25 protein-coding genes are annotated in these 22,703 nt (G+C 59.4%); 10 read left to right on the top strand and 15 right to left on the bottom strand.

The window, feature by feature from the left end; translation table 11 throughout:
- Nucleotides 1-22 precede the first annotated feature (22 nt).
- From rimK to rimA, 3 genes are read right to left on the bottom strand one after another with little or no spacing between them, the layout of a single operon-like run.
- On the bottom strand, nucleotides 23-928 hold the full coding sequence (gene rimK / locus JKA62_RS12275; RefSeq protein ID WP_007949201.1) for a 30S ribosomal protein S6--L-glutamate ligase: 906 nt from the start codon (nucleotides 926-928) through the stop codon (nucleotides 23-25).
- Entirely contained in the window at nucleotides 925-1,404 is a 480-nt protein-coding gene (gene rimB / locus JKA62_RS12270; protein ID WP_011331964.1) for a retropepsin-like aspartic endopeptidase RimB, read from the bottom strand. The genes rimK and rimB overlap by 4 nt, the downstream gene beginning before the upstream one ends.
- 16 nt (nucleotides 1,405-1,420) lie before the next feature.
- Complete coding sequence (gene rimA / locus JKA62_RS12265) at nucleotides 1,421-2,200, bottom strand: S6 modification regulatory phosphodiesterase RimA (protein WP_011331965.1); 780 nt, start codon at nucleotides 2,198-2,200, stop codon at nucleotides 1,421-1,423.
- A gap of 116 nt (nucleotides 2,201-2,316) precedes the next feature.
- Between rimA and JKA62_RS12260 the strand changes: the two genes are divergently transcribed.
- A complete protein-coding gene (locus tag JKA62_RS12260; protein ID WP_011331966.1) occupies nucleotides 2,317-2,724 on the top strand; it encodes an RNA-binding S4 domain-containing protein in 408 nt (135 codons plus the stop codon).
- Nucleotides 2,725-2,790: 66 nt separating this feature from the next.
- Here the strand turns inward: JKA62_RS12260 and JKA62_RS12255 are convergent, their stop codons facing one another.
- Nucleotides 2,791-3,591, bottom strand: a complete 801-nt coding sequence (locus tag JKA62_RS12255; protein ID WP_011331967.1) for a phosphatase PAP2 family protein — start codon at nucleotides 3,589-3,591, stop codon at nucleotides 2,791-2,793.
- A 104-nt stretch (nucleotides 3,592-3,695) separates the two neighbouring features.
- Here JKA62_RS12255 and hslO point away from each other — a divergent pair, with 104 nt between their 5' ends.
- Together hslO and JKA62_RS12245 are read left to right on the top strand one after the other, a co-directional pair.
- On the top strand, nucleotides 3,696-4,598 hold the full coding sequence (gene hslO, locus JKA62_RS12250; protein WP_011331968.1) for an Hsp33 family molecular chaperone HslO: 903 nt from the start codon (nucleotides 3,696-3,698) through the stop codon (nucleotides 4,596-4,598).
- Nucleotides 4,599-4,779: 181 nt separating this feature from the next.
- Complete coding sequence (locus JKA62_RS12245) at nucleotides 4,780-6,321, top strand: phosphoenolpyruvate carboxykinase (RefSeq protein WP_007952682.1); 1,542 nt, start codon at nucleotides 4,780-4,782, stop codon at nucleotides 6,319-6,321.
- A 65-nt stretch (nucleotides 6,322-6,386) separates the two neighbouring features.
- Here the strand turns inward: JKA62_RS12245 and nadS are convergent, their stop codons facing one another.
- From nadS to JKA62_RS12220, 5 genes are all read right to left on the bottom strand, one after another.
- Nucleotides 6,387-6,674 (bottom strand): NadS family protein, encoded by a 288-nt coding sequence (gene nadS, locus JKA62_RS12240; RefSeq protein WP_041475108.1) that lies wholly within the window; start codon nucleotides 6,672-6,674, stop codon nucleotides 6,387-6,389.
- Between the two features lie 2 nt (nucleotides 6,675-6,676).
- On the bottom strand, nucleotides 6,677-6,991 hold the full coding sequence (locus JKA62_RS12235; RefSeq protein ID WP_011331970.1) for a type II toxin-antitoxin system RelE/ParE family toxin: 315 nt from the start codon (nucleotides 6,989-6,991) through the stop codon (nucleotides 6,677-6,679).
- A 111-nt stretch (nucleotides 6,992-7,102) separates the two neighbouring features.
- Nucleotides 7,103-7,402 (bottom strand): hypothetical protein, encoded by a 300-nt coding sequence (locus tag JKA62_RS12230; protein WP_011331971.1) that lies wholly within the window; start codon nucleotides 7,400-7,402, stop codon nucleotides 7,103-7,105.
- A 550-nt stretch (nucleotides 7,403-7,952) separates the two neighbouring features.
- On the bottom strand, nucleotides 7,953-9,080 hold the full coding sequence (locus tag JKA62_RS12225) for a hypothetical protein (RefSeq protein ID WP_011331972.1): 1,128 nt from the start codon (nucleotides 9,078-9,080) through the stop codon (nucleotides 7,953-7,955).
- 102 nt (nucleotides 9,081-9,182) lie between these two features.
- Nucleotides 9,183-9,464: a hypothetical protein gene (locus JKA62_RS12220; protein WP_011331973.1), complete on the bottom strand. Its 282-nt coding sequence runs from the start codon at nucleotides 9,462-9,464 to the stop codon at nucleotides 9,183-9,185.
- A 303-nt stretch (nucleotides 9,465-9,767) separates the two neighbouring features.
- On the opposite strand from JKA62_RS12220, the gene JKA62_RS12215 reads away from it, so the two are divergent.
- The 4 genes from JKA62_RS12215 to JKA62_RS12200 all read left to right on the top strand — a co-directional run bounded on the left by JKA62_RS12215 (nucleotide 9,768) and on the right by JKA62_RS12200 (nucleotide 14,368).
- A complete protein-coding gene (locus tag JKA62_RS12215; RefSeq protein ID WP_011331974.1) occupies nucleotides 9,768-10,271 on the top strand; it encodes a hypothetical protein in 504 nt (167 codons plus the stop codon).
- A 372-nt stretch (nucleotides 10,272-10,643) separates the two neighbouring features.
- Nucleotides 10,644-12,572, top strand: coding sequence for a RecQ family ATP-dependent DNA helicase (locus JKA62_RS12210; protein ID WP_201817937.1), 1,929 nt, complete (start codon nucleotides 10,644-10,646; stop codon nucleotides 12,570-12,572).
- 109 nt (nucleotides 12,573-12,681) lie between these two features.
- The gene (locus JKA62_RS12205; RefSeq protein WP_201817935.1) at nucleotides 12,682-13,905 is read left to right on the top strand and encodes a 3-hydroxyacyl-CoA dehydrogenase; all 1,224 of its coding nucleotides are present in this window, start codon (nucleotides 12,682-12,684) and stop codon (nucleotides 13,903-13,905) included.
- A 31-nt stretch (nucleotides 13,906-13,936) separates the two neighbouring features.
- Nucleotides 13,937-14,368 (top strand): acyl-CoA thioesterase, encoded by a 432-nt coding sequence (locus tag JKA62_RS12200; RefSeq protein ID WP_011331977.1) that lies wholly within the window; start codon nucleotides 13,937-13,939, stop codon nucleotides 14,366-14,368.
- Nucleotides 14,369-14,432: 64 nt separating this feature from the next.
- Here JKA62_RS12200 and JKA62_RS12195 read toward each other — a convergent pair whose 3' ends face one another.
- The 4 genes from JKA62_RS12195 to JKA62_RS12180 form a co-directional block, all read right to left on the bottom strand.
- The gene (locus JKA62_RS12195) at nucleotides 14,433-14,912 is read right to left on the bottom strand and encodes a YMGG-like glycine zipper-containing protein (protein ID WP_011331978.1); all 480 of its coding nucleotides are present in this window, start codon (nucleotides 14,910-14,912) and stop codon (nucleotides 14,433-14,435) included.
- A gap of 288 nt (nucleotides 14,913-15,200) precedes the next feature.
- Entirely contained in the window at nucleotides 15,201-17,549 is a 2,349-nt protein-coding gene (locus tag JKA62_RS12190) for an FdhF/YdeP family oxidoreductase (RefSeq protein ID WP_201817933.1), read from the bottom strand.
- Nucleotides 17,546-18,385 carry a formate dehydrogenase accessory sulfurtransferase FdhD gene (gene fdhD / locus JKA62_RS12185; protein ID WP_201817931.1) on the bottom strand — a complete coding sequence of 280 codons (840 nt, stop codon included), beginning with the start codon at nucleotides 18,383-18,385 and terminating at the stop codon, nucleotides 17,546-17,548. Before fdhD ends, JKA62_RS12190 begins: the two co-directional genes overlap by 4 nt.
- Before the next feature lie 92 nt (nucleotides 18,386-18,477).
- Nucleotides 18,478-19,365: a LysR family transcriptional regulator gene (locus JKA62_RS12180; RefSeq protein WP_201817928.1), complete on the bottom strand. Its 888-nt coding sequence runs from the start codon at nucleotides 19,363-19,365 to the stop codon at nucleotides 18,478-18,480.
- A 137-nt stretch (nucleotides 19,366-19,502) separates the two neighbouring features.
- Between JKA62_RS12180 and lysM the strand changes: the two genes are divergently transcribed.
- Entirely contained in the window at nucleotides 19,503-19,943 is a 441-nt protein-coding gene (lysM, locus tag JKA62_RS12175) for a peptidoglycan-binding protein LysM (RefSeq protein WP_011331982.1), read from the top strand.
- 93 nt (nucleotides 19,944-20,036) lie between these two features.
- On the opposite strand, the gene yrfG is transcribed toward lysM, so the two are convergent.
- Nucleotides 20,037-20,699, bottom strand: coding sequence for a GMP/IMP nucleotidase (gene yrfG, locus JKA62_RS12170; RefSeq protein ID WP_201817924.1), 663 nt, complete (start codon nucleotides 20,697-20,699; stop codon nucleotides 20,037-20,039).
- Between the two features lie 88 nt (nucleotides 20,700-20,787).
- Here yrfG and nudE point away from each other — a divergent pair, with 88 nt between their 5' ends.
- A complete protein-coding gene (gene nudE / locus JKA62_RS12165) occupies nucleotides 20,788-21,354 on the top strand; it encodes an ADP compounds hydrolase NudE (protein ID WP_007952641.1) in 567 nt (188 codons plus the stop codon).
- 5 nt (nucleotides 21,355-21,359) lie between these two features.
- Complete coding sequence (cysQ, locus tag JKA62_RS12160; protein WP_201818074.1) at nucleotides 21,360-22,193, top strand: 3'(2'),5'-bisphosphate nucleotidase CysQ; 834 nt, start codon at nucleotides 21,360-21,362, stop codon at nucleotides 22,191-22,193.
- A gap of 29 nt (nucleotides 22,194-22,222) precedes the next feature.
- Here the strand turns inward: cysQ and JKA62_RS12155 are convergent, their stop codons facing one another.
- Nucleotides 22,223-22,678, bottom strand: coding sequence for a YiiD C-terminal domain-containing protein (locus JKA62_RS12155; protein WP_011331985.1), 456 nt, complete (start codon nucleotides 22,676-22,678; stop codon nucleotides 22,223-22,225).
- Nucleotides 22,679-22,703: the final 25 nt, after the last annotated feature.

The raw sequence follows: 22,703 nt of genomic DNA, 5'->3' as shown, positions 1-22,703 counted from the left end.
TTGCGGCCGCCTGATTCAAGGTTCAGCCCTTGCCTTTTGTGCGGGTCATGTTCGGCCCGCCATTCTTCTCGAGATGCTCGATGATGATCCCCGCCACGTTCTTGCCCGTGGTGGTTTCGATCCCTTCCAGACCCGGTGACGAGTTCACTTCCATCACCAGCGGGCCGTGGTTGGAACGCAAAATATCCACGCCCGCCACCGCCAAGCCCATGACCTTGGCCGCACGCAGCGCGGTCATGCGTTCTTCCGGGGTGATCTTGATCAGGCTGGCACTGCCGCCGCGGTGCAGGTTGGAGCGGAACTCGCCAGGCTTGGCCTGACGCTTCATCGCCGCGATCACCTTGTCGCCGACCACGAAGCAGCGGATGTCGGCGCCGCCGGCCTCCTTGATGTATTCCTGCACCATGATGTTCTGCTTCAGGCCCATGAACGCCTCGATCACCGACTCCGCCGCCGTCGCGGTTTCACACAACACCACGCCGATGCCCTGGGTGCCTTCCAGCACCTTGATCACCAGCGGCGCGCCGTTGACCATGTCGATCAAGTCGGGAATGTCGTCCGGCGAGTGGGCGAAACCGGTCACCGGCAAACCGATGCCCCGGCGCGACAGCAATTGCAGCGAACGCAGCTTGTCCCGCGAGCGGGCGATGGCCACCGATTCGTTGAGCGGAAACACGCCCATCATTTCAAACTGGCGCAACACTGCGCAGCCATAAAACGTCACCGACGCGCCGATCCGCGGGATCACTGCATCGAAACCCTCCAGCGGCTTGCCACGGTAGTGGATCTGTGGCTTGTGGCTGGCAATATTCATATAGGCGCGCAAGGTGTCGATCACCACCATTTCATGCCCGCGTTCGGTTCCGGCTTCGACCAGACGACGGGTGGAATACAGACGCGGGTTCCGCGACAGCACAGCGATCTTCATGCAACACCTGTGGAGGAGGTAGATACCGGGAACACCGGCTTGTCTTGTACATATTTGATGCCCGGATTGACCACCAGCTGGCCGTCGATCAGGGCTTTGGAACCGAGCAACAGGCGATAGCGCATGGACTTGCGGCAAGCGAGGGTGAACTCGATCGGCCAGACCCGGTCACCCAGGGCCAGGGTGGTGCTGATCACGTAGCGCACCTGGGCCTGGCCGTTCGAACTCTTGATGGTCTTGCGGGCAACCAGCGGCGCTTCGCATCGCCGATGGCGCAACTGCACGACAGTGCCCAGGTGCGCGGTGAAACGCACCCACTTCTCGCCGTCGCGTTCGAACGGCTCGATGTCGGTGGCATGCAGGCTGGAGGTGCTGGCGCCGGTGTCGATTTTTGCCCGAAGGCCAGCGACTCCCAGATCCGGAAGCGCCACCCACTCGCGCAGACCGATAACGGTCAAATGGTCAAATGTCTTCAATGGAAAAAACCAACGATTAACGCGTCCACGCTTCAGGGGACACCTGGGCTAACGCTTTGAATGCGGGTCTGGCGAACCAGTAACCCTGCATCAGAAATATTCCGCAGTCCGCCAGGAAATCCCGTTCACCCGCACTCTCTATGCCTTCGGCGATGACTGTAACGCCCAACTCCGCACAGATTGTGACAATCCCCCGAACGATAGCCTGACGTACACGGTCATGGTCGATATCGCGGATCAGCGCCATGTCGAGTTTGATCAGGTCCGGCTGGAAATCGGCCAGCAGATTGAGCCCCGAATACCCGGCACCGAAATCGTCGATGGCCGTCTTGAAGCCGAATTCGCGGTATTCACGCAGAATATTGGTCAAATGGCGATAGTTATCTACATGCTCGCTTTCCAGTGTTTCGAAAATCAGCCGGTCGACCGGGAAATTGTGTTTTTTTGCTGCTTCCAACGTGCTCCGTATGCACAGCTCTGGACGATAGACGGCGTTGGGCATGAAGTTGATCGACAAGTGTGTCTGCATATTAAGCCCGGCTGCGCCTTCGATGGCGCGAGTCCGGCAGAGCTGGTCGAAACGGTAGCGGTTATCTTCTGTAACTTGATCCAGCACGGTTAACGCACCTTCACCGGCCGTACCACGGACCAGGGCCTCGTAGGCGTACACCGACTTGTCCCGCAGATCCACGATGGGCTGATAGGCGAAGGAAAAATCGAAGCCCAGCGGCTCGCTTTGCTGGCAGCCCTGGCACCCGGATTGGGGTGAGGTCAATGAAGACGGAAATTTGGTCACTCGATCACTCCATGCCGTTGAACCGGCGAAGATCACAGTTTATCTGGAGGGCCGAGTTCTTGCGCCCGACAGAATCGGTAGTACAGTTCCGACTACTGGCTGAACGAGGAATTCATATGGCACAAAAAAGCGAAGAAGACGACAAGGTTCGTCTCGACAAGTGGCTGTGGGCCGCGCGTTTTTTCAAGACTCGCGCTTTGGCCAAAGCCGCCATCGAGAGTGGCAAGGTGCATTGTCGGGGAGAGCGCTGCAAGCCCGGCAAAGAACCACGCATTGGCGACGAATTCGAGATTCGCGCCGGCTTCGATGAGAAGACCGTGGTGGTTCAGGCCTTGTCGATCGTGCGTCGCGGCGCACCTGAGGCGCAGACGCTGTACGCCGAGACCGAGGCCAGCATTGCCAAACGTGAAGCGGCTGCGGCGATGCGCAAGGCAGGCGCCCTGGGCGTGACCACCGATGGCAAACCGAGCAAGAAGCAGCGTCGGGATCTGTTTAAGTTTCGTGGGAACAGTAGCGGCGAATAAAAAAACGCAGCCTGACGGCCTGGGCTCAAGACCCGCCGGCGGCTGCGTTTTTTCAGTAACCGTTGATTACTGCGCGGACACCACGCTCATCCGCGAAACCATCGGCAGTTTGCCCAGCAGCCGGAACACCGGCGCCGTGACCTTCAGCCAGAAGTTCGCCGCGTGATAAGCAAACGGCGTGTAGTAACCCCAGCCCAGTGCCCACACCGCCAGCAGCATGCCGCCGATGTAATCGTCCTGGCCCCAATGTGCACCGGCGACCAGGCGAGGCAACATGAACAGCAGCGCCAGACCCCAGATCACCAGGAACTGACCAGCCGTACGGCTGAACACGCCCATGAAAAGAGCCCAGATCAGCAGCACCGATGCGTGGTCACCGGGGAAGCTCTGGCTCGAGCGGTCCTTCAGCTCCCAGGTCTTCTCCAGATGCGGGAAGTAATCGCTGATATGCACCGCGCCTTCGAGCACCATCGACGGGCTGCTGTGCTGCCAGCCCATGTGATCGGAGAACTTGGAAAACAGCGCGCGGATCACCACCATCAGCAGCAGGATCGAAAAAAAACCGAAAAATGCGCGGCGTACATCAATTGCCCTGAACACCCAGTCGCCCTTGATCAGCAGCATCAGCAGAATCACACCGACGACAATGTCGAACGGTCGCAGACTTGCAATTGCCCAGATGTGGAGCCATATGGGGTTGCTGGCCAGCGGTGCATTGAGTGAGCGGAACAGCCACTCGTCGAAAATCACACACAGCATCTGACCCGTAGGCCATAACCAGAAAGCCAGCAGTGCCAATGGCACAACGTTGCACAGAACCAGCCGGCCGAGGTTCCACCTTGATTGGAACAAACCCGGATTGTTCATAAAATGCCTCCCGTGGCTGAACATCGGCATCAAAAAGGATGCCAGAAGCGCGGGATTTTCATTCTTTGTAACCATTTTGTCATCACATTCAGATACCCAGACCTATGACCGATTTCCTCGATACCGATTACACCCAACGCTTCATCTTCGATGACAGCGACACGCGCGGCGAACTGGTGTCGCTGGAGCGCAGCTACGCTGAAGTGCTTGCCAAGCACCCGTACCCGGAACCGGTTGCGCAATTGCTGGGCGAACTGATGGCCGCCGCGTCGTTGCTGGTGGGCACCCTGAAATTCGATGGCTTGCTGATTCTTCAGGCCCGTTCCGAAGGCCCGATCCCGCTGCTGATGATCGAATGCTCCAGCGAGCGCGAAATCCGTGGCCTGGCGCGCTACCACGCCGAGCAGATTCCGGCCGACGCGACCCTTGGCGACCTGATGCCGAACGGTGTCCTGGCCTTGACCGTCGACCCGATCGCCGGCCAGCGCTACCAGGGCATCGTCGACCTCGACGGCGAAACCCTGTCCGACTGCTTCACCAACTATTTCGTCATGTCCCAGCAGGTTGGCACTCGCTTCAAACTCTGTGCCGACGGCCGTCGCGCCCGTGGTCTGCTGCTGCAGCAACTGCCGGCCGATCGCCTGAAAGACGAAGAAGAACGCGCCGCCAGCTGGCAGCACATCACCGCGCTGGGCAATACCCTGACCGCTGATGAACTGTTGAGCCTGGACAACGAAACAGTCCTGCACCGCCTCTACCATGAAGAGCAGGTTCGTCTGTTCGATGTGCAGAAACTGCGCTTCCACTGCAGCTGCTCCCGCGAGCGTTCGGGTAATGCACTGGTCAGTCTGGGTCTGGAAGATGCGCAGGCACTGGTGGCCGAGCAAGGTGGCCAGGTCGAGATCGATTGCCAGTTCTGCAACCAGCGCTACCTGTTCGACGCAGCGGATATCGCTCAATTGTTCGCTGGAGCGGGCGTCGAGACGCCGTCAGATACCCGGCACTAAAACGGTTCAGCGCAGGTAAATTCACTGCTCAACGACGGAATTACGCCGTTACGACGGGAGGGCCCTACTCTTTTTGGGCTTTTCTGGCATAATCCGGCCCACTTTTTTCGCGGTAGTAGTGCACGACTTTCTACTACAAAACGTTTGGAGCACACTCGGCCACTGGCCGACGGGGAACCTCATGACGCAAGCCAATAACGCCGTGTACACCGATCTCAGTGTTGATGATCTGGTAAAAGAAGCCCTGAACCGCGGTGAGGGCGAGCTTGCCGATACCGGCGCTCTGGTTGTTCGCACCGGTCATCGCACCGGCCGTTCGCCAGTCGACCGTTTCATCGTTGAAGAGCCTTCCACCCAGGCTGCCATCGCCTGGGGCCCGATCAACCGCAAGTTCCCGGCCGACAAGTTCGACGCGCTGTGGGCTCGTGTTGAAGCATTCAACAACGCGCAAGAGCATTTCGTTTCCCACGTGCATGTAGGCGCGGCCGAAGATCACTACCTGGCCGTGAAGATGACCACCCAGACTGCCTGGCAGAACCTGTTCGGTCGTTGCCTGTTCATCAACCCGGCCCAGTACAACCCGGCCGGTCGCGAAGAGTGGCAAGTGCTGAACGTCGCCAACTTCGAGTGCGTGCCAGAGCGTGACGGCACCAACTCCGACGGTTGCGTGATCATCAACTTCGCCCAGAAGAAAGTGCTGATCGCCGGCATGCGTTACGCCGGTGAAATGAAGAAAGCCATGTTCTCCGTGCAGAACTTCCTGCTGCCGGCCGCTGACGTGCTGCCGATGCACTGCGCTGCCAACATCGGCGAAGAAGGCGACGTGACCCTGTTCTTCGGTCTGTCGGGCACCGGCAAGACCACCCTGTCCGCCGACGAAAGCCGTTACCTGATCGGTGACGACGAACACGGCTGGGGCGAAGGCGTTGTCTTCAACATCGAAGGCGGCTGCTACGCCAAGTGCATCGACTTGTCCGAGAAGAACGAGCCGGTCATCTGGAAAGCCATCAAGCACGGCGCGGTGCTGGAAAACGTCGTAATCGACGATGCCAAGCACGCCGACTACGCCGATGTCAGCCTGACCCAGAACAGCCGCGCGGCCTACCCGCTGGAGCACGTTGCCAAGCGTTCCGAGAAGAACCTGGGCGGCGAGCCGAACGCTGTGATCTTCCTGACCTGCGACCTGACCGGCGTGCTGCCGCCAGTGTCGATCCTCAACGAAGAACAAGCGGCCTACCACTTCCTGTCCGGCTACACCGCACTGGTGGGCTCGACTGAAATGGGTTCGGGCAGCGGCATCAAGTCGACCTTCTCCACCTGCTTCGGCGCACCGTTCTTCCCGCGTCCGGCCGGCGAATACGCTGAACTGCTGATCAAGCGCATCCGCGGCTTCGGCTCCAAGGTCTACCTGGTCAACACCGGCTGGACCGGCGGTGGCTACGGCGTCGGCAAACGCTTCAACATCCCGACCACCCGCGCGGTGATCGCAGCGATCCAGAGCGGCGCGCTGATCGGTGCAGCCACCGAGCACCTGGACACCATCAACCTGGACGTGCCACTGGCCGTACCGGGCGTCGAAACCAACCTGCTCAACCCACGCAACACCTGGGCTGACAAGGCTGCGTACGACGAAGCTGCCAAAGCACTGGCCGGTCTGTTCATCGAGAACTTCAAGAAGTTCGAAGTGAGCGACGCGATCAAGGCTGCCGGGCCTAAGTTGTAAGACTTAGTTTTGGTGAATGAAAAAGCCGCCTGTTGAGGGCGGCTTTTTTGTGAGCGTTCATTTTCTCAATGGGCCAATGCATTCAAAACATGAACCGGGTCGTTATGAATGGCCTTGAGCAGAGCTTTTGCCGGCCCGGTTGGCTCGCGACGACCCTGTTCCCAATTTCGTAGAGTGCCGAGCTGGACGTCGATCAGTGCCGCAAATTTGGCCTGGGTCAAACCGGTAGCTTTACGAATTTCTTTGACCTGCAATGCATCAACGTGGAATTCGCGAGAAGGTGTGCGCTCGCCTCGTACGATCTCGTCCATCTCTTGCACACTTTCCATCAGCTCATCAAAAAATTTGCTCATGGTCATCTCCATTTTTCGATCAAGACCTTGAGTGCTTTACGCTCATCGCTGGACAGATCGTGTTGTTCATTTTTAGGGTAGATCATCAATAACCCGATTTGTGATGCCGAAACGAAGTGGTAGTAGATAACCCGTGCTCCGCCTCGCTTGCCGTGTCCTTTCGCTGCGATTCGGGTTTTTCGGATCCCGCCTGTGCCTTCAATTACATCGCCAATCGAAGGACTTACAACCAGTTGCTTCTGAAAAGCGGCGTAAGTGTCATCGTCCAGCAGCTCTTTTACTCGACGGGTAAAGATCCGAGTCTCAATAAAAATCATCGCAAATGTACGCCATTGGCTTACTTTCCAGCAATGCTGGCGGGATTTGAGTAGATGACTGGTAAGTGATCGTTCTCATGTCGAACATGGGAACGATCTGATCACTCAACCTCAGACTGGAGCTTTCCAGTTGAGCATTCGTTGCTGGGCGACCTGTAACAGGTCAAAGCCGTCTTTGGTCAGCAGATAAAGGGCGTGGGTGATGTGCGGGATGTCTTCGACGTCGGCGTGTTTGAAGCAGAGGCAGTAGAGGGTTTGCAGCAGGTCGCTTGAGGCGCGCAGGCGCTGGACGGCGCATTCGAGGATGTCTTGCGGGTCGGCCTCGGTGTCGATGACCAATGGCTTGGTGTCGGTGAGGTTGGTATCAAGTGGGCGGTAGCGATCGTTGGGGAATTGGTTCCATAATTTCATTGGTTAGACTCTCTCAAGTATCAGAAGAACCGCCAACATCATGACCAAACGATAGGAGGCGGACTGTGTTCGGGTTGGTCAACCAGAGAGAGAGAACTCCAGGCACGCCGAAGCGTCCCAAACACAGCCGCCATAAAGCGTGCCGCATGAATCAGGCGGCAAGCATACAAGGGCATGCGAAGTTTCTCTCTCATTTTCAGGTGACCAAACCCGAGTCGCTGATTTGGCAACGACAGTCACGACTATAGATTTGAGCTAACAAACGGCGATAGCCGATAAGGCATCGCTCCATGTAGGACGTGGACGAAGATTCAATAGGGTTGTTCCTACTGATTCTTGCTTGTTCTCAACAGTTCACGTTTCGCTGCCATCAAGCGTCTCGACTCTTCATCGGTGATGCTTGGGCGGGGATCATCGATGCTTTTCTGAACTTGCCGAGTAACCCACTCTTTGTAGGCCTCCTCGTCGCAGTGAGGTTCAATTCCGTCAGTGGATCTATCCATCGTTCAATTCTCCCGTGATTGTGTTGACGTCTGTTACCAGTCCCGCCTCAACGAATCGCCCGATACCCCTCAACATCCAGCACACTCGTCGTCAGCCCGGTCGCCGGGGTGTAGATCCCGCCTTTCACCGTCGAGAACGGCACGCCTTTGCTGCCCAGCGATACGTAGCGTTCGCCTTGATCCAGCTCGGTGAACCAGGTGTAGGAGCACTTCTCCATGGCCTTGTATTTCGCTGCCGCGTTGACGATGGCGGCGGTGTGGTTGCGAAGGTCGGCGTCGGTGAGGTTAAGGTTTTTGTCGAGTACGGTGCCCCAGCGTTTCAGGCAGACCTCGGCAAAGTGGCGGACGATGAGGCCGGGTTCGGCCAGCACTTTGGGACCACTGTTGCCATCGGCGGAGGCGTTACCGACCAGAGTGGCGTGACGGCCAGGCATCGGGAAGATGCTGGTCTTGGTGCCGGTCGCGGTTTGCGGGATGACGCAGCTGAAACCCTTGGAGCGTTCGTCCCGTGCATAAAAGCCCACGTATTCCTTTACGTTGTAATTGAGTTTAACCCTGTGCTCCTGAAAGTTACCGATGCCGGGTACCGGATCAATGGCGAAGATATTAACCGGAATGTTTGTCAGCATGCTGTCATTGAACATGGCGTTGGCCAGCATATGGCAACTGATACCGCCGCGGCTCCAGCCCACCAGATTGACCTTCGTTGGAATAACGCCGTCCTTGCGAAACGTTTTAATGATTTGTTCTTGCAACTTTTGCTGCGTGACGCTGCGATCACCATAGTTGTATTTGCGCCATAGCCAGGAACCTTCGACCTTTACATCTTCAATCGGAATGCCGGCGGCTTTGAGGCGGTTGTATTCCGTTTCGGTCAGTTGCTGACGTTGCCAGTCGCATTTGCCTTTGATGATGTTCATCGCGTGCTGAACGTTTTCCTCCCAGCCCTTGCCGAACAGGGTTCCGCTCAAGCCGTAGTCCTTGGACTGGGTGAACAGTTCATCGGCTTGCAGGTTGCTGGTGCCGGGACCGTCGACCACGATCCAGTCGGCGAACTCGCGCCCGGTGTGATGAGAGGCGAGTGTAGATACCAATTCACCATTCCAGTAGTTTTCGTGGGCGCTATCAAACTTTGTCGAACCTGTACCGCAGAAGAAAATAGTTAGTGTAGTCATGTTGTTGCTCTTGATTGATGTAAGAGCGATCAGGCTAGTTCTGAACTTGGTAGTAATGGAAGTGATGGGTTGTTGCGAACTTTGTAAGTGTGGCTGGCGCCATCAGTTATTTATTCGTTGTCTGGCAACTTTCAGCAAGTCACAACCGTCTTGCGTCAACAAATAAAGCGCGTTAACGATGTTGGGGATGTCTTTCACATCGGCCTGTTTGAAACATACGCAGTAAAGAGTTTCCAGCAGATCGCTGGCGGCACGCAGGCGTTGATCGGCGGCATTGAGCAGGTCGCCCGGTTCTGCCTCGGTGTCGATAACCAATACCGGCTTGTCGCTTTCGCAAGTCTTGAGAGGGAGAAAACGGGTATTCAGCGGTGTGTACATATTCATGATTAAGGTGCGTCCTTTACGAAGTCGCTTCGGTGAGCCGACACAGTGTTTTCAGTCGCGCCAGCCACTATAGAAGGACGCTGACCGGAGGGACAAGACGGCCGCAATGGACAGATTTCGTAAGGGTTTTTCCATGATATGGGCATTTGCCCTACATGTTTTTTCGGTTTTTCAAAGCCAAACCCTTATTGGCGAATTTTCCGACGTGATTATCAGGCGTTTCAGAGTAAACCTCTGTATGGTGCGCGCCAGAATCCGTAGGGCGTTTACAGGCGTCCGACACAGACTTAAAGGGAATTAGGTATGCAGTGGCTACGAATGGCCTCGATCGTTTTGCTGTGGGTTAGTGGTTGTCGTTTGGCGATGGCCACCGAAGCAAGCAATGCAATGGTGCTCACGCAAGTGGAGCGCACAGAATGGCCGGACGCCCTCACAACACAGGCGAGCATCGACACGGCGTCCCGTGCCGAAGTGCTGATGTTCGGCAAGGCACTGCTGGCCAGTGAATGCCTGGACGAATCCGGGTTGAAAAAACGTCTCGACGTGCCGCATGTGCAGCTCAAGTCGATCCGTCAGGTGCGTGACGGTCTATGGGATCGTCTGTTCACCACCTATCGCAACGCCAGTCAGAACTGTGACGAGCAAGCGTTCTGTCCACGGGTGCGCAGTGTCGCCGACCTGCGTCAGTTGGCGGCGGCATTCACCGGTGATATCAGCCCGGCCCATGCACTGTGGGCCAGCAAAAGCCAGGGCGTGCATGAGCAACTGTTGAACGAGCAATTGCGAGTGGCGGTGTTGCAGCCGTAGAGCCTGCTAAGCCGTTGGCGTGGGGCTCGCTGTCACCTCGCCGGCGAGTGGGGGAAGGTCGCCGGGAAAGGGGGTGCAGCCACTCAGCAACAGGGCAACGATGACAAGAGCGAAGGGCAGTTTCAAACGATTCGACATGTGTCTTCCTTGGTGATAATCCAGAGTCATCGGCCGTCCTGGCGCGATGTTCGATGGACGTTACACTCGCGATCACGACTTCGGCGAGAAAGAAAGTGTTTCGTTTGTTAGAGGCCGTGGTGGTGCATTTGACGCTGTATCATTCCGTATCGATTTGACCCCCGACCTTTTCTCGACTCGCTGCGATCGCCCGCTAGGCTGTTGGCATCACAGCGGTCAACGGAGTGACAGCGAATGCACAACACCCTGGAACAGGTTTTCGGTTATCCACAGTTTCGACCCGGCCAGGAAGCGGCGATCAGCGCTGTGCTCGCCGGGCGCTCGGCAGCCGCGATATTTCCCACCGGCTCCGGCAAATCCCTTTGTTACCAGGTGCCGGCACTCTTGCTGCCGCACCTGACGCTGGTGGTCTCACCGTTGCTGGCGCTGATGCAGGATCAGCTCGAGTTCTTGCGCCGGCACGGGATATCCGCAGGCAGCATCGACTCGACGCAGAGCCGCGAAGACGCCAACGATGTGATGGCCCGCGCCCGTTCGGGCGAATTGAAGATCCTGATGATTTCCGTGGAGCGTTTGAAGAACGAGCGCTTTCGCAATTTTTTGCAGCAGGTGCCGATCTCGCTGCTGGTGGTGGACGAGGCGCACTGTATTTCCGAATGGGGCCACAACTTCCGTCCAGACTACCTCAAGCTGCCGGACTACCAGCGTCAGTTCAACATCCCGCAAACCCTTCTGCTGACCGCCACCGCAACGCCAAAGGTCATCGACGACATGCAGGCGAAATTCGCCATCGCGGCAGACGATGTGGTGACCACCGGTTTCTACCGGCCCAACCTCAATCTGCTGGTCGAGCCGGTGCGTGGACAGGACAAGCGCCGGCGCCTGGTGGAGTGGATGAACGAGCGCGCGGGGCAGCCGAGCATCATCTACGTGACCCTGCAGAAAACCGCCGAGCAGATTGCCGAACATCTGGAGCGCAATGGCATTCAGGCCGAGGCTTACCACGCCGGTTTGCCCCATGAGCAACGGGATGCGATCCAGAAGCGCTTCATGGGCGGGCAGTCCAATTGCATCGTCGCCACCATCGCCTTCGGCATGGGCATCGACAAGAGCGACATCCGTAACGTGGTGCATTTCGACCTGCCCAAATCCATCGAAAACTACAGCCAGGAAATCGGTCGCGCCGGACGTGACGGGCAACCGTCTGATTGTCTGGTACTGGCCAACCGCGACAGCCTCAACGTGCTGGAAAACTTCGTGTATGGCGACACGCCGGAACAGGACGGCATTCGTCATGTGCTGGACGAGTTGCAGGCTGCTGCATCGGAAGGCCAATGGGAGTTTCTGCTCGGGCCGCTGGCGGATCAGAGCAACATTCGTGCGTTGCCCTTGAAGACGCTGTTGGTGCAATTGGAGTTGCGAGGACTGATTGCCCCGCGCTACGCGTACTACGCCGAATATCGCTTCAAATACCTGCTGGAGCCCGACACGTTGCTTGAGCGTTTCGAAGGTGAACGAAGGGATTTCGTCGCCGCGATCATCCAGACCTCAAGCCGCGCACGCACCTGGGCCACGGTGGATTTCGAGGCGATGTACGAGCAGTATTCCGCCGAGCGCAACCGGGTGGTGAAGGCCCTGGACTATTTCCAGGAAAAGGGCTGGGTCGAGCTTGAGAGCAAGCAGATGACCGAGGTCTACAACGTCCTGCGTGGCGATTACGACAGCCAGGTCTTGAGCGCTGAACTGCATGAGTACTTCACCCTCCACGAGCAAACCGAAGTGGCGCGGATTCACGCCATGCTCGAGCTGTTCGCCACCGAGCGATGCCTCGGTTATCGGCTGGCCGAATATTTCGGTGATCACAATGCGCCGCAGCAATGCGGGCATTGCTCGGTGTGCCACGGGCACGTCGCCCGGTTGCCGGCACCGCCGGAATTGCCGGCGCTTGTGGATAAAAACTTTACGGAGTTGTGTGGGGAATTTATCCACAGGCATCAGCAGTACGCTGGCAGTGCTCCGTCGGCCGAGCGGCTGACCCGGTTCCTCTGCGGAATCAGTGTGCCGCTGTTTACCAAACTCAAGGCCCGGGCCATTTCCGGGTTTGCGGCACTGGAGGAGTATCCCTACGCCGAGGTTCGGGCCTGGGCTCAGGCGCATCTTTGAGGTCTCGAATCCATCTGCTGAATGTCGATCATCACGGCAATGAACTTCAAAAATGCCCGGCGGCTGACTAAGGTGATGGCTGTCTTCGGATCGCCAACAAGAGAACAACATGAGCCAGACATCCTTCGCTATTCAGCAGGCCGCCGTGATCGGCGCCGGCACCATGGGCCGCGGCATTGTCATGTGCCTGGCCAATGCCGGCGTGTCAGTGCAGTGGGTCGATAACAATCCACAGATGCTCGAACAGGCGCTGTCCAGCGTGGCCGAGACTTACGCACACAACGTGCGGCAGGGACGGATCGATCAGGCCGAAGCCGATGCGCGGATTGCCCGTGTCAGCAAGGCGGCCGACTATGTGGCGATCCGCAATGTCGATCTGGTGATCGAAGCGGTGTACGAGAATCTTGAGCTCAAGCAGAAGATCTTCCGCGAGCTCGATGGCGTGCTGAAGCCCGAGGCGCTGCTGGCGAGCAATACTTCGGCGCTGGACATCGACGCCATTGCCGCCGCGACACGGCGGCCGACTCAAGTGCTGGGCCTGCATTTCTTCAGCCCGGCGCATATCATGAAGTTGCTGGAAATAGTCCGTGGCGCGCAGACCGCACCGGCTGTGCTGGAGGCTGCGCTGGACCTGGGCAAGCGCATGGGCAAGGTCAGTGTGGTATCGGGCAACTGCCACGGCTTTATCGGCAATCGCATGCTCCATCCGTACGTGCTTGAAGCGCGCAAGATGTTGCTCGAAGGGGCGTACCCGCATCAGGTCGATGCAGCCTTGCAGAGCTTCGGTTTTGCCATGGGGCCGTTTCGCATGTACGACGTGGTGGGCATCGATCTCGAGTGGCGTGCCCGGGAGCTGGCAGGCAAGGGGCAGGACGCGCCGGAGGTTCAGGTGGATAACCGTTTGTGCGAGCAGGGTCGGTTCGGTCAGAAGTCCGGCAACGGTTATTACCATTACGAGCCGGGCAGCCGTCAGGCCGAGCATGATCCCGAGGTCGATGCGCTGGTGTTGAGTGTCAGCGAAGGGTTGGGATTTCATCGGCGGGATATCGGCTCGGAGGAGATCCTCGAGCGGTGTCTGCTGGCGTTGGTCAACGAGGGCGCGAAGATCCTGCAGGAAGGGATTGCCGAGTCGGCGCATGACATCGATCAGGTCTATCTGAATGGCTATGGCTTCCCGGCGGAGCGGGGCGGGCCGATGGCCTGGGCGGACGATCAGGGGCTGGCCGATATTCACAAGCGATTGCTGGCGCTGGAGACCCGGCAGGGCGATCACTGGCGGCCGGCGCCATTGATCGGCGAGCTGGCGGCGCGAGGCAAGGGTTTTTACCTTTAGACTGAGCAGATCACTCCAGGAATAGACACTGATGTCCAACCCGATGCCGCAACGCAGCGATTACCCGCATTTCCAGCCGATCACTACGCGCTGGCACGACAATGACGCCTACGGCCATGTCAATAACGTCACCTATTACAGCTTCTTCGACACGGCGGTGAACACCTACCTGATCCAGGTTGGAGGGTTAGATATTCATGACGGCGAGGTGGTGGGGTTTGTGGTGAGTTCGTCTTGCGACTACTTCGCGTCGATTGCTTTCCCGGATCGAATCGAGATCGGTCTGCGGGTCGGTAAGCTGGGCAACAGTTCGGTGCAATACGAACTGGCGGTGTTCAAGGAAGGAGAACAGGAAGCCTGTGCCGCCGGGCGCTTCGTGCATGTATTCGTCGACCGGGCATCCAATCAGCCGGTGTCGATTCCGGCCCGATTGCGCGAAGCGCTGGAACGCCTGACGGTGTGACGGGCAAAAAAATCGCAGCCCGGGGGAGCTGCGATCTGGGGGTATCAGCTAACGAGGCCAGGCCTCAGTCGCGATAGTAGCGGTGGTGCTTGCGATGGCCATAGGCATGGCCACGACCTGGGTGACGGTCACGGTAGTAGCGACGATCATCATGGCGACGATCGTAATGACGATCATCGTCATCGCTCTTGTTGCCCATGTAGTTGCCCAGCGCGCCACCCGCGCCGCCACCGGCTGCTGCGCCGATCAGGCTGCCGGTGGTGCCGCCCATGCTGCGGCCGACCACGTTGCCGCCGGCTGCGCCCAGCGCACCGCCGATGGCTGCTTCGCCACGGCTGCGCTTGTCGGCGCCCACCGCACTACCACCCGCGCCGCCCAGGGCCGCGCCAATGGTTGAACCTGTACTGCCGCCTAAGGATTGACCGACGACCGAGCCAAGAACCCCGCCCAATGCGCCGCCCACACCTGCTTCGGTGGTGCCTCCGGCAGAAGCGAAGCCACTGACCAGGCCAAGGGACAACAAGAGAATCGAGGAGAACTTCATAGAGGAGCCTCAAAGGGATGACGGCGCGATCCTGAGGCTCTGCGATGGGCGTGACAATCGAAATCCGACGAATAGCACGACCTGTATACAATTCTGCAAGTTGCTGATTTTTGGGCGGAACTTAACGGTTTTTCGCCGGTCTTTAGCTACTTCGGACAGGCCGCTTTGATCACAAGGCGGCCTTTTTTGTGGGCGTTTGAAAAGTGTCTGCGAGATGTATCGAGTCTGACTTTCGGACGCGGAGCGTACACGGCTGCGCTCCCACGCAGAGTGTGGGAGCAATCAGAATCAGGTCGACTTGGCCATGATCAGCCCCGTCTCACTCGTCGCTTCCAGCCGGATAGCGATGAACTTCGACGTTGGCGTATGGCTGCCATCGCCAGTGCTTTCCAGCGGCACCAACGGGTTCACCTCAGGGTAATAAGCCGCCGCTTGCCCCGCCGGTATATCGAACGCCAGCAGCGTGAAACCCTTCACCCGACGCTCGCGGCCATCGTCCCACAGCGACACGATGTCAGCCTTCTGCCCCGGTTTGAAGCCCAGGCGAATGATGTCCGCCTCGTTGGCGAACAGCACGTCACGCTGTCCCTTCACCCCGCGATAACGGTCGTCGAGACCGTAGATCGTGGTGTTGTACTGATCGTGAGAACGCATCGATTGCAGGATCAGGTCCGGCAGTTTGCCGGTGGCGCGGGTGCGCTCGTGGATCAGGTCTTTGGGCAGCATGTTCGGCTTGAAGTTGGCCCGGCCGGACGTGGTGTTCCACTTGCGCGCACCGGCGCTGTTGCCGAGGTAGAAACCGCCCGGGTTCTTGACCTTCTCGTTGAAGTCCTTGAAGCCCGGAATGGTGTCGGCGATCAGTTCGCGGATGCGTCGGTAGTCGGCCACCAGCCAGTTCCAGTCCACCGGTTGGCTGCCCAGGGTCGCGGCGGCGATGCCGGCGATGATCGACGGCTCCGAGCGCATCTGGTTAGACAGCGGCTGCAACTGACCGTTGGAGGCGTGCACCATGCTGAACGAGTCTTCCACGGTGACGGCCTGCGGGCCTTCGGTCTGGATGTCGATGTCGGTACGGCCCAGGCACGGCAGGATCAGCGCGTCCTTGCCGTGAGCCAGGTGGCTGCGGTTGAGCTTGGTGCTGATCTGCACGGTCAGGTCGCAGTTGCTCAGGGCCTGGAACGTGCGCGGGCTGTCCGGCGTGGCCTGAGCGAAGTTGCCACCCAGCCCGATGAACACCTTGGCGCGACCTTCGGCCATCGCGTGAATCGCCTCGACCACGTTGTGCCCGTTGTGGCGCGGCACCTTGAACTGGAAGCGACGCTCCAGGGAATCGAGGAACGCCACCGGCGGACGTTCGTTGATGCCCATGGTGCGGTCGCCCTGCACGTTGCTGTGGCCACGCACCGGGCACAGACCGGCGCCGGGTTTGCCGATGTTGCCGCGCAGCAGCATCAGGTTGGCGATTTCCTGGATGGTCGGCACCGAGTGACGATGCTGAGTGATGCCCATCGCCCAGCACATGATCACGTTCTTGCCTTTGGCGTACATGCGCGCCGCCTGTTCGATTTCCACCAGGGTCAGGCCGGACTGCTCGACGATCTGCTCCCACGGCGTGTCATCGACGACGCCAATGTATTCGAGCACATTGACGCTGTGCTCATTGAGGAAATCGTGATCGAACACCGCCGGCGCACCGGCCTTCTGCGCATCGCGTTCCCATTGCAGCAGGAACTTGGCCATGCCGCGCAACACCGCCATGTCGCCGCCCAGCGCGGGGCGGAAGTACGCGGTGTTGGTCGGCTTGTCGCCGTTGGTGAGCATTTCCAGCGGATGCTGCGGGTGCTGGAAGCGTTCCAGGCCGCGTTCTTTCAGTGGGTTGACGCACACCACCTGGGCGCCACGTTTCACCGCTTCACGCAGCGGCTCGAGCATGCGTGGGTGGTTGGTGCCGGGGTTTTGGCCCCAGACAAAAATTGCATCGGCGTGTTCGAAGTCGTCGAAGGTCACGGTGCCTTTGCCGACGCCGACACTCTGCGCCAGCGCCACGCCGCTGGCCTCGTGGCACATGTTCGAGCAGTCAGGGAAGTTGTTGGTACCGAAGGCGCGCACGAACAGTTGATACAGGTACGCCGCTTCGTTGCTGGCGCGACCCGAGGTGTAGAACTCGGCCTGATCCGGACTCGACAGCGCTTGCAGGTGTTTGCCGATCAGCGCGTATGCATCGTCCCAGCTGATGGGTTTGTAGCGATCGGTTTCGGCGTCATACACCAGCGGTTCGGTCAAACGACCCTGATACTCGAGCCAGTAGTCGCTCTGTTCCAGCAGCGAGGTGACGCTGTGTTTGGCGAAGAATTTGCCATCGACCCGGCGCTTGGTCGCTTCCCAGTTCACCGCTTTGGCGCCGTTCTCGCAGAACTTGACCATGCCGCTTTCCGGCGAATCGCCCCAGGCGCAGCCCGGGCAGTCGAAGCCGCCGTTCTGGTTGGTCTTGAGCATCATGCGCAGATTTTTCAGCGCGTTGTCGCTGGTCAGCCAGGCCTGGGCCACGCTGATCAGGGCACCCCAGCCGCCGGCCGGGCCCTTGTAAGGCTTGTAACGCGGGACGGGTTTCTGGTCGGCTTGATGATGTTGGCTCACGGGTGTTTCTCCATATCTGGGCTATACACCCGCGGCGCGTTTTTCTGCGGCAGGTGGATGAGATTGAGGTTGTGGCGCCGGGCCCATTGCACGGCAAGGCCGGTGGGCGCGGACAGGCTGACCAGGGTCTGAATCCCGGCCCGCAAAACTTTCTGGATCAATTCGAGGCTGCAACGGCTGGTGACAATCGCCAGGCCACCGGCTGTCGATATCTTTTGCCGGATCAGGCCGCCGATCAGTTTGTCGAGGGCGTTGTGCCGGCCGATGTCTTCGCGGCCCAGCAGCAATTCACCGCTGGCGTTCATGAACACTGCCGCGTGCACCGCGCCGCAGTGCTGACCCAGTGGCTGAAAAGCACCGATGCGCTGACGCAAACCGTCGAGCCATTCGATGGGCGGCAAGGGGGCGCCGGGCAAGACCTTGAGATCAGGCAACGCCTGCTCCACTGCTTCGACGCCGCACAACCCGCAGCCGCTGGTGCCGGCCAGTTGCCGACGCTGTTGCTTGAGGTTCCAGAACGCGCGGTTGGCGATGGTCACTTGCGCGTATTGCGCCGAGCCCGAACCGCTCAGTTGCAGATCGTAAATGTCCGAGGCGTCTTCAATGATGCCGCTGCCGAGGCTGAAACCGACGATGAAGTCTTCAAGGTCGGTCGGCGTCACCAGCATGACGGCCTGGCTGATGCCGTTGTAGGCAATCGCCAACGCGACTTCTTCGGCCAGCGCGGTGCTGGCCGATTCCGCGAGGGGTAGATCGCTGTAGCTGTAGGTCTGACTGGCGGCAGGCGCGGGTGTTTCGAGAGCGGGCGCCGCGCAGGCCGGGCGCTTGGCGTTCATGGCATCACCGATGGATTGATCAACGTTAAGACTAGGCGCGGCAAGATGTCGCGTCTAATCGCTAGTGTCGATCCCTCGATAGATGCCGTCGATCAAGCGTCCGTCGGTGATTTTTGATAGAGCGCGAAACAGGCCTCGGCCAACGCCGATCGTGGTGCCCCGCGCCGCATGATCAGCCCCAGTCGGGCGAGGGTCTGGGCGTTTTCGATGGGTTGCAGGCGCAGGTTATCCGTGAGGTTTTCCAGACCACCATCGAGTGGCATTACCGCGCAGCACAGGCCGCCGTGCACGGCTTGCAACAATTGGTGAACGGCGTCGGTTTGCAGCAACGGTTGTGGCGTCAGGCCACGGCTGTGGAAGTTATGGTCGATGGATTGGCGAAAATGCATGCCGCTGGTGAGCATGCCCAGTGGCAGTTCGATCAGCGATTCCCAACTCAGCGGCGCCTGACCAAAACTGAAGAATCGCTGGTCGTAGAGCAGGCCCATCTGCGTTTCACTGAACGCCAGGGATTCAAAACGCTCGCCGTCGAGGCGATCCAGGTAAGACACGCCAATGTCGATGCGGTTGTTCGCCAGTTGCTCCAGAACCTGTTCCGAGCTCAGCGAGGACAGTTCGAAGCGCAGGTTCGGGTGTTGCGCGTGCAGGCGTTGCATCAAAGGCAGCGCATCGAAACTCGACAACGGCACCACGCCCAGCCGCAGGGTGCCGATCAGGTTGCCGCGACAGGCCGCCGCTTCCGCCTGTAAGCCGTCGTAGGCGGCCAGCACCGTGCGCGCCCAGGCCAGCACCCGTTCGCCCGGCGCGGTGAAACCTTCGAAGCGCTGGCCACGGTTGACCAGTGGCAGGTCGAGTTCTTCTTCGAGTCTGCGCAGTCGCATCGACAGAGTCGGCTGGGTGATATGGCAGCGGGCGGCGGCCTGGCCGAAATGGCGGGTTTCGTCGAGGGCGATGAGGAATTTCAGCTGCTTGATGTCCATCTTCGCTCCGGGGCGCTGGCAAGGGTGGGCGATTCTACCGCTTGCGCGGGGGCAGGGTCATTGGTCGGGCCGCAACCGGGTTTGTCCGGCGTGGTCTAGGCTTGGGCGTCTGGAACTTTAATCAAGGAGTGTGCGCGATGAGTCTTTTGAGCTTTGTGAAAGAGGCCGGTGAGAAGTTGCTCGACTTGTTGACCCCCGGCAACGCCAATGCCAGCGAGCAATTGAAGGAACATATCAGCAAGGTCGGGTTGGGTAACCCGAATGTTCAGGCGACGGTGGATGGCGACAAGGTGACGGTCACCGGCGAGGTGGCGAGCCAGGAAGAGAAAGAGAAGATTCTGCTGGCGGTGGGCAATATTGAAGGCGTCGGCAGTGTCGATGACCAGATCACGGTCACTGGGCCAGTGGTGGCTGCCGCACGTTTCGTAGTGGTGAAAAAGGGCGACACCCTCAGCGCGATTTCCCTGGCGGTGTATGGCAATGCCAACCAGTACAACAAGATCTTCGAGGCAAACAAGCCAATGCTCAAGGATGTGAACAAGATCTATCCGGGGCAGACGCTGCGCATTCCCGAGTAATCGCAGATACCGCTACCGCGAGCAGGCTCGCTCCCACATTGGAATGCATTTCCATTGTGGGAGCGAGCCTGCTCGCGATGGGGACGATGCGGTCTACAGGCCCGCAATCAAATCCCGATAATCCTCCACCGCCGCAAACTCCCCGGTGTCCTTCGGCCCTTTACGGCTGTCCGGCTCCTTCACGGCCAGCAGATGCGCCACGCCGAAATTCCGCGCACTGCGCAGGATCGGCAAGGTGTCGTCGATGAACAGGCTGCGTGCCGGGTCAAAACCGATGTCGGCCTGCAAGGCATCCCAGAACTGCGGATTCTCCTTGGGGAAGCCGTAATCGTGGGAGCTGATCAGCCGTTCGAAGTACGGCGCCAGTTCGATTCGTTCCAGTTTCAGCGACAGTGAATCGCGGTGCGCATTGGTGATCATCACCACGCGTTTGCCGGCTCGTTTAATCGCGTCCAGAAAGGTGTCGGCATCCGGGCGCAGGGCGATCAGGTGGGCGGTTTCCAGTTTCAGCTCACGCACCGACAGCTTCAGCTCCGCGCTCCAGAAGTCCAGGCAGTACCACTGCAACTGACCGGCATGGCGCTCGAACAGAGGCTGCAATTCCATTTCCGCCATCGCCCGGCTCACGCCGTGCAGTTCGGCGTAGCGCTGCGGCAGATGTTCCAGCCAGAAATGGTTGTCGAAGTGCAGGTCCAGCAACGTGCCGTCCATGTCCAGCAGAACGGTATCGATGTCGGACCACGGTAATGAAGGCATGGCAACGTCTCGAACGGTAGAAAGATATCCGACGCAAACAATCGGAAAAGCCGCGTTATAGTAGCGCGTTCACGCCAAGGAGCTTTGCATGCGCCAGAAACCCACCGTACTTGCCCGCGAGATCGTCGCCACCAGCCGGCTGTTCTGCGTCGAAGAGCTGAAGCTGCGTTTCTCCAACGGCGTGGAACGTACCTACGAGCGGCTGGTCGGCAAGGGCGCCGGTTACGGCGCGGTCATGATCGTGGCGATGCTCGATGCCGAGCACGCGGTGTTGGTCGAGGAATACTGTGGCGGCACCGACGAATATGAACTGTCGCTGCCCAAAGGCCTGATCGAACCTGGCGAAGATGTGCTGGCCGCCGCCGAGCGTGAGCTCAAGGAAGAAGCCGGTTACGGCGCGCGACAACTGGAGCATCTGACCGAGCTGTCGTTGTCCCCCGGTTACATGAGCCAGAAAATTCAGGTGGTGCTGGCCACCGACCTGTACGAGGAGCGCCTTGAAGGCGATGAGCCTGAGCCGATGCGCGTGGACAAGGTCAATCTGCGAGAGCTGTCGACGCTGGCGCAGAATCCGAATTTCAGTGAGGGGCGCGCCCTGGCGGCGCTATACCTGACCCGCGACCTGCTGACCCAGCGCGGATTTTTCCAGTCATGAGTGAGATGCCAATGAATTTTCCCCATCCGTTGATGGCGCCGGTGGTCGAGCTGGCATTGCGGGCCGGTGAGGCGATTTTGCCGTTCTGGCGTGCCGATGTGGCCGTCACCGCCAAGTCCGATGATTCACCGGTGACGGCGGCGGACATGGCCGCTCACCACGTGATCGTGGCCGGCCTGACAGCGCTGGATCCGAGCATTCCGGTGCTGTCCGAAGAGGACGCCGACATCCCGCAAAGCGTGCGCGCAGGCTGGCAGCGCTGGTGGCTGGTGGATCCGCTGGATGGCACCAAGGAGTTCATCAGCGGCAGCGAAGAATTCACCGTCAACATCGCGCTGATCGAAAACGGACGGGTGGTGTTCGGTGTGGTGTCGATGCCGACCAACGGTCGCTTCTACGTCGGCGGAGCCGGGCTCGGTGCCTGGCGCGGCGACACGGGCGGCACGCCGGTAGCGATTCAGGTGCGTGATGTGCCGGGACCGGGCGAAGCGTTCACCGTGGTTGCCAGCCGCCGTCATTCGAGTCCGGAGCAGGAACGCTTGCTGGCCGGATTGAGTGCCAGCCTTGGCGAGTTGCAACTGGCCAACATCGGCAGTTCGCTGAAGTTCTGTCTGCTCGCCGAAGGGGTGGCCGATTGTTACCCGCGACTGGCGCCGACGTCCCAGTGGGACACAGCGGCGGCGCAGGGCGTTCTGGAAGGCGCCGGCGGCGAGGTTCTGGATTTGAACGGTGACGCGTTCTGCTATCCACCACGGGATTCGTTACGCAACGCGTTCTTTCTTGCACTGCCGGCAAAAGCGGCGTGGCGTTCGAAGTTGCTGGAACTGGCCCGTTCGTAACAGCGCTCCCGGCCCGGAGCGCCAAGCCCTCAGCGGTGCAGGACGTACTGCCCGCTGAAGGTCACTGCATCCTCATTGCTACCGGCATTGACGACCCGCGTATGCAGAGTCAATCGCGCCCGTCCGTAACGTTGATACATCGCCAGAAATTTCTTCCACTGCGTTGCACTCGGTGACGGGCAGATCGCAATGGCATCGCCGGTCACAGGCAGTGGATAACTGATCTGTCCTTCCTGAATCACGATGTGCCCGTCTTCGATGCCTTCCTCTTTCAAACGCAAATGCAGCCAGCCCCAACCGGCCAGCACCGCACCGCAATACAGGCTGCCGCCGAACATGGTGCTCTTGTGATTGACGTTGGCGTCCAGCGGCAGATGCAGGCGCAGTTGCTGTTCCTGCCAGTCGAGCACTTTGAGTCCCATGTCCCGTGTCAGCGGGATGTCGTGATGGAGTACGGATTCCAGATAACGGCTGTCGTGCTTCATGCCCGGACCTCTTGCGGCAGAAAAG

It is taken from the genome of Pseudomonas sp. B7 (assembly GCF_016735645.1).
GTDB lineage: Bacteria > Pseudomonadota > Gammaproteobacteria > Pseudomonadales > Pseudomonadaceae > Aquipseudomonas > Aquipseudomonas glycinae.
The sequence above is the reverse complement of the archived record's forward strand: the minus strand, read 5'-3'. Positions and strand labels throughout refer to the sequence as shown.